3 protein-coding genes are annotated in these 6759 nt (G+C 29.9%); all 3 read left to right on the forward strand.

Annotated features, from left to right (window positions below):
* Positions 1-108 precede the first annotated feature (108 nt).
* Genes ACMOUI_RS01590 through ACMOUI_RS01600 form a run of 3 tightly spaced genes read left to right on the forward strand, consistent with a single transcriptional unit; the run spans position 109 to position 6566 of the window.
* Positions 109-2280: a TolC family protein gene (locus tag ACMOUI_RS01590; protein WP_418963996.1), complete on the forward strand. Its 2172-nt coding sequence runs from the start codon at positions 109-111 to the stop codon at positions 2278-2280.
* Positions 2281-2290: 10 nt separating this feature from the next.
* Positions 2291-3388, forward strand: a complete 1098-nt coding sequence (locus ACMOUI_RS01595) for an efflux RND transporter periplasmic adaptor subunit (RefSeq protein WP_418963997.1) — start codon at positions 2291-2293, stop codon at positions 3386-3388.
* A gap of 1 nt (position 3389) precedes the next feature.
* The gene (locus ACMOUI_RS01600) at positions 3390-6566 is read left to right on the forward strand and encodes an efflux RND transporter permease subunit (protein ID WP_418963998.1); all 3177 of its coding nucleotides are present in this window, start codon (positions 3390-3392) and stop codon (positions 6564-6566) included.
* Positions 6567-6759 lie beyond the last annotated feature (193 nt).

A 6759-nucleotide genomic window follows, 5' to 3' on the forward strand; every position in this document is an offset into this window, starting at 1 on the left:
ATTTTAATTGTGCAACACATTACATTTTTTAAAGTAAATCTTTGCAAATATACAAAATTTTAATTTGAAGTTATAATTTAAAGTCAAGTAAAAAATTAGGAGGATATTGTGAAAAAAGTTTTACTATTACTATTTATTATTAGTACCTCAGTTTTTTCTAAAATGCTCAATACCGCAGTTATTTTAGAAAATAATACCGAGATATCTAATATGTACTTAAATATTTTAAAAAATGAATTAACTAAAAATTTTACAGGAACCGATTATCAACCAAATATATCTAAAGTCATATACATGGACGATAAAAATTTAAGCAACCAACTAAAAACTATCAATTCTAACAATAAGATTGATGGAATATTTTTTTTAACAGATATATCTGTTGATGATATAGCCAAGCTTAATAAAAGTAAATTTTATTCAATTCCATTTGGTTTTGGAAAAAATTCTAGAACATTGCCAGATAATCTAAACTACATTTATAGCAGTATTAATTTAAAAAATTATCTTAAACTATTTACTGAAATTGATGGGCTAAATGAGGTTGATGTTTTTATTTCAAATATCACTGAACAAAATATCGATAATCTATCTAAAAATCTCAATATAGATGGCTTAAAAATAAATCTTTTTAAAGCTAATGAAGAAAAAATAAAAGAAAGCAAAAACCCAACATTTTTAATATCATTTGATAGTTCTTTAAATAAGTATGCCTATGCAGGTATTGATATGAAAAAAGAAATTTCTAAAAGAATTAGAGCGGCTTCACTAAACTATATGCTTTACAAAACTAAAAATAAATTAGGTAAAGTAGTTGAAGTGAATGGACCAAGAGATGATATATTTTTCAATGGAGATATAGCCAATAAAATCAATCTATATCCCAATCTTATCTTTTTACAAAATATTTCAAAGATAAATGAGACAGAAAAAAGTAAAACAAAACTTACACTGAGAGAGGCTATAGAAAAAGCACTTAATTCAAATTTCTCTCTTTTAAAAGCTAAACAAGATTTAGAAACTAGCTCTTATAGTTTAAAGATATCTAATAGTGCTCGTTTACCGCAACTGAGTGCAAATATGCAGTATAATGCACTGGACAAAAGAACAAGCAATTTTAAAATGGGCTCTCCTACAAATAGTGTAAACTCTTACCTGGAGCTTTCACAGGTTATTTTCAATGATCAACTTAATGCATCAGTTCAAATTGAAAAACTTGCACTGGATTCTAGTCGAAAAAAATATGAGCAAGAAAAATTGAATACTCTTTATTATACAGCATCTACCTATGTGAACATTCTTCAATTAAAAGCTCAACTTGATATTCAAAAAAGTAACTATGCTCTTTTAAAAGAGAGTTTAGGTATTGCTAAATTAAACTATAAAGTTGGAGCTGGTGGACTTCAAGATGTTTATAGACTTGAATCTGATGTTGCAAACTCTTTATCAAATATCGCCAATATACAGGGTGAGATTGAGAATCAAGAGATCTCTTTGAACACTCTTTTAAATATGCCTTTAGATAATAGGTATGAGTTTGAATCATTAAAAGATATCTCCTCTTATTTCGTTCTAAGTGATTCTTTTAATAAAAATTTCTCTTATGGATCTAATAAATCTAAAAAAATAGAGTATTTTCTTGTACAAGGAGCTATATCAAACTCCAACTCTTTAGCATCTTTGGATAATTCGATAAAAGCTAAAGAAAGAGAGCTTTCTGCCAATAAAAGAGAACGATTTTTACCTAAGATTTCTGCCACTGGAAAATACTCCAAAGATAATATGATCGCTCCTTGGGGAGAAAATTCTCATAAAAAATTCCCAGATGAGTATTGGCAAGCTGGTATTGTAGCTACTTTGCCTATTATTTCAGGAGGAGAAATATACTATAACTCTAAAAAAATAGAGAGTGAAATTCAATCTTTGGAATACTCTTTAGCAGATTCAAAAAGTGGTCTTGCAAAACAAGTTTTACAAACTTATACAGAACTTTTAAGTAACTATGTTCAAAAGTATTCCACTTCAACTTCTGCCAGTGTAGCTAAGAAAAATTTAGATATAGTCAGAAATCTTTACTCTGAAGGAACTATAACTGTTACAGATTTACTTTCTGCACAAAACAATGCACTTTCTCAAGAGTTAAATAATGTTATTCAAAACTTTAATTTGATAAATTCAGCTTTAAAGTTAGAAAACCTTTATGGTAAGTCATCACTTACAATGACTCCTGATGAAAAATTACAACTATTAAATAAATTTAATGAAGTACTAGAGAAATAGGAGGATTAAATTGAAAAATAAATTTTTAATTATTTTACTAACACTATCAATTTTGGCTTGTGGTAAAAAAGATGATAATAAAAAAAATGAAGATATAAAACCAGTTATCTATAAAATAGTGGGGTCTAAAGAGAATAGTATTAAAAGATCATATTCGGGATCAATTAAGTCAGAAGCTCTATCAAACTTAAGTTTTAGAATTTCTGGAACAATTAATAAAAGGATTGTAGACCTGGGAGATACTGTGAAAAAAGGTGATATTTTAGCAACACTTGACAATACAGAGTATGTTTTAAACTATGAAAAATCTCTGGCTGATTTGGCCAAAGGTCAAGCTGCCTTTGTAGAGGCTGAAGCTAACTATAAAAGATCACAGGTCCTATATTTAGAAAATAGTATTTCAAAGGCTTCGTATGATAGTGCTATAGCTCAATATAAATCAGCTTTTTCTACAGTAAGTGCTCTAAAAGAAGCTTTAAATCTTTCTAAATTAAAACTTAGCTACACACAACTAAAAGCTCCAGAAAATGGAACTATCGGTCAAGTAAAAAGTGAAATTAATCAGACTGTCAATCCAGGAACCACTATTTTTATTTTAAATAGTGATGGCGAAAGAAGTGTCGAGTTTAATGTTTCACAATCTGTTGTTGGAAATTTAAAACAGGGGCAAGTTGTTGACATTGTAATCTCCTCTTTAAATGGTAAACAAATAAAAGGAGTTATTACAAATATAGGTACACTTTCAACTGGATATGGAAATACCTACCCTATTAAAGCTAAAATCACTGATTCTAATTCATCAGATATAAAAGTGGGAATGATTGCGAATGTTACTCTGAATACACAAGAGAGTGAAAAAGATATTATCTCTATCCCTTTAAGCTCTGTTCTTACAGAACCTAATAATGAAAAATATGTCTATGTAATCAAAGATATTGTCGATAATATAGGTATTCCTCAAAAGCAAAAAATAGAGATTTTATCTTCACCTACTTCAGATGGAGTTATCGTTACATCTGGATTAAACAATGGCGACTATGTGATAACAAAAGGAAGTACTCAAGTTATAGAAAATCAAAAAGTCTCTTTAATAAGAGGAGAGGTGTAACATGAGTTTAACAGAATTAACTATAAAAAATAGAGTCACAGCTTATCTCTTATTTACTCTTCTTTTAATTGTTGGATATACTTCCTATGATAAGTCTGAAAAAGCTGAAGACCCTGGCTTCACAATTAAAGTGGCCTTAATTACAACTAATTGGCCTGGAGCAAATGCCAAAGAGATTGGAGATTTGGTTAGTAAAAAAATAGCTGATCAAATTCAAAATATGGATGCTCTTGACTATGTAGAATCAAAAAATGTTGATGGACAATCCAATGTATATGTAAATATAAAAAGTGAATACAAGGATTTAAAACCCGTTTGGCAAGAATTAAGAGATAGAATAAATACATTTGTTGTTCCATACCTTCCAAATGGTGTTCAAACTCCACAGATAAATACATATTTCGGTGATGTCTATGGTACCCTTTTAGCCCTTGGTGGTGATGGATATACATATGAAGAATTATATGAAACAGCTACTAAATTAAAAGAAACTCTTCTATTTGCTGTTCCACAAATTGGAAGAATCGATATAAGTGGTGTTCAAAGTCAAACTATTTATGTTGATATAGATAATAAAATTCTCTCTCAAAGTGGAGTTACATTACAAAATATACTTACTACTTTAAATAACTCAAATGTTATTATTAAGGGGGGAGATATCGTAATTGATGAGAATAGACTAAAAATAAATCCAACTGGAAATTTTGAAAGTATAGAGGATATAAAAAATACTGTTATTACAAGTAGTGATGGTAAAGAAAGTATCTATTTAAAAGAGATTGCAAATATCTATAAAGGATATCAGGAGCCATCTCCATACTCAATAGATTTTAATGGAAATAATGCTATCACTCTTGGAGTTTCTTTAGGCTCTGGTGAGGATATTCTAGTTATGAGTGATGGTATTAGATCAACTTTAAAAGAGTTCAAAAAACAGCTTCCTGTGGGATTAGAGATTGGTGAAATATACTATCAACCAGATTTAGTTCAAGTAAAAGTTACATCTTTTATTGTCAACCTTTTTCAAGCTGTAATTACAATTGTTCTGGTAATGCTTATATTTTTAGGAATTAGATCGGGTCTTATAGTTGCTGCTCTTACTCCAACCTCTATCGCCTTTACTTTAATTGGACTTTATTATATGGACTATGGAATTAACCAAATTACTCTAGCAGGACTTATAATCGCTCTTGGAATGCTTGTTGATAACGCTGTTGTTATGTCTGAAAATATAATAGTTCTTCTTGAAAATGGAAAAAGTAGAATGGACGCTTGTTTAGAATCTGCTAAAACATTAGCTATTCCTCTATTAGTAAGCTCTATCACAACAATTATGGCATTCTCACCTATTATCTTAAATAAAGAGGATATGGGACAATATGTTGGTCCACTTACTATTGTTGTGATGCTTGCTCTAATAGGTTCATGGTTGATAAATCAGACTTTAATCCCTCTTCTTTGTTATGATTTTATTAAAATAAAAGTGGGAGAAAAACAAGATTTAAACAGTAAACCATACCTTATATACAGAAATATACTTCTGACAGTTTTAAAAAATAAGAAAATTACTCTTGTTGGAACTGTTATATCATTTATTTTAGGACTTTGGTTACTTGGACTTGTTCCAAATAACTTTATGCCTGCCTCAACTGATCCTATAATGTCAACCTATATTAGACTTCCTAAAGGAACTGACATAAACTTTACAAGGCAAGTAGTGAAAGATGCAAATGATTTTATTGCTAAAAACTATGCTACTGGGGAACAGGAACCTCTACCACCAACTCTTTGGGATTATATAACAACTGGAGGAACAACTTTAGTTTATGATAAACCTGGAGTTTTAAGCTGGGGATCATTTATAGGAGGAGGAGCACCTAGATTTTCTACTGGTTATACTCCTGAAACTCGTTTAACAGAGTATGCGTATATTATGTATAATTTAACTGATTACACCATTATCCCTAAAATGAGTGCTGAAATCAATAGCTATTTAAAAAACAAATATCCAAGTATTGACATAGTAACTAAAGGGCTTGGAAGTGGAGTAACATTGGAAAAGGATTTGGGATATGTTTTAACATCAAATAATATAGAACTATTAAAGAGGGCTACCAATGAGCTTAAAGAAAAACTTAACAATACTCCTGGAGCATACTCGATATCTGACGCTTGGGGAAATGAGATTCCAGATATTACCGTTGAAATAAATCAAGAAAAAGCTCAGGCTGCTGGATTTAACAACAATACTATTGGACAAGATTTACAATTTGTTCTTCAAGGTTATAATGCTACTGTCTTTAGAGATTTTAATGCACCTCCTCAAAGTACAATTATTCCTGTGGTATTAAGAGGAAAAAATAACTATAAAAATGATATTAATTCTATTGAATCTATAGAGTTAATAAACTCCTCTGGAAAAGCTGTTCCACTAAAGCAAATTGCCAATATAAAATTGGATTATAGACAAAACTACATTTCTACTAGAAATATGGCTTATTCTATTGAGATTGATGCTGCAGTTAAAGATGACACAACTCCACTTGAAGTTAATAAACTTATCGAACCTTGGTTAAAAGAAAAACTACAAGAGTGGGGTCCTAGTATAAAATATTATCCTGCAGGGATAATGAAAACTTCTAAAGAAAATCAAGATGCACTATTTGCTCAAGTACCATTTGCAATACTGATGATGTTTGTTTTAGTTGTTGGACAATTTAACTCCATGAAAAAAGGATTAACAATAATGCTAGTTATTCCTCTTTCGCTTTTAGGTATTGCTATCGGTTTACTAATTACGGGTACTCAACTTGGATTTATGGCTATGATTGGGATAATCTCTCTAGCTGGAGTTGTTTTAAATCATGCCATTATTCTTGTGGACAAAATGACTATAGAAAAAGATGAGCTCAAAAGAAGCGATCAAGATGCGATTATTTTTGGTTGTCAATCTAGATTAAGACCTATATTTTTAACAGTTGCTACTACACTTGTAGGTCTTATGCCTCTATATTTCTTTGGAGGTCCACTTTTCCAGCCACTGGCTGTTGTTTTAATATTTGGATTAGCGACAGACACAGTTTTAGCTCTTGGAGTTATTCCTGTTATCTATGCAACTTTTTATAAAGTTAACTTTAAAAACTATGAATATGACGAAAGTAGATTAATTATAAAATAGAGATACATTTGATAACCTCTAAGTAAAAAATTACTTAGAGGTTTTTTATTTAAAAATAAAAAAAAGGTGCTATAGTACACCTTTCTATTTTAAAATCTCTTTTTTTAATGCATAACCCAATACTATTAGATTCATACCACTGAATAAGATATACCAAGCTACACATAAGAATATAAATTGCTGAGATATAAAT

The organism is Cetobacterium sp. (assembly GCF_048470075.1).
Taxonomy (GTDB): Bacteria; Fusobacteriota; Fusobacteriia; order Fusobacteriales; family Fusobacteriaceae; genus Cetobacterium_A.

Bases quoted from the DNA above. Each gene is read 5' to 3' on its own strand.
- ACMOUI_RS01600 (WP_418963998.1), top strand. From the start codon at position 3,390: ATGAGTTTAACAGAATTAACTATAAAAAATAGAGTCACAGCTTATCTC.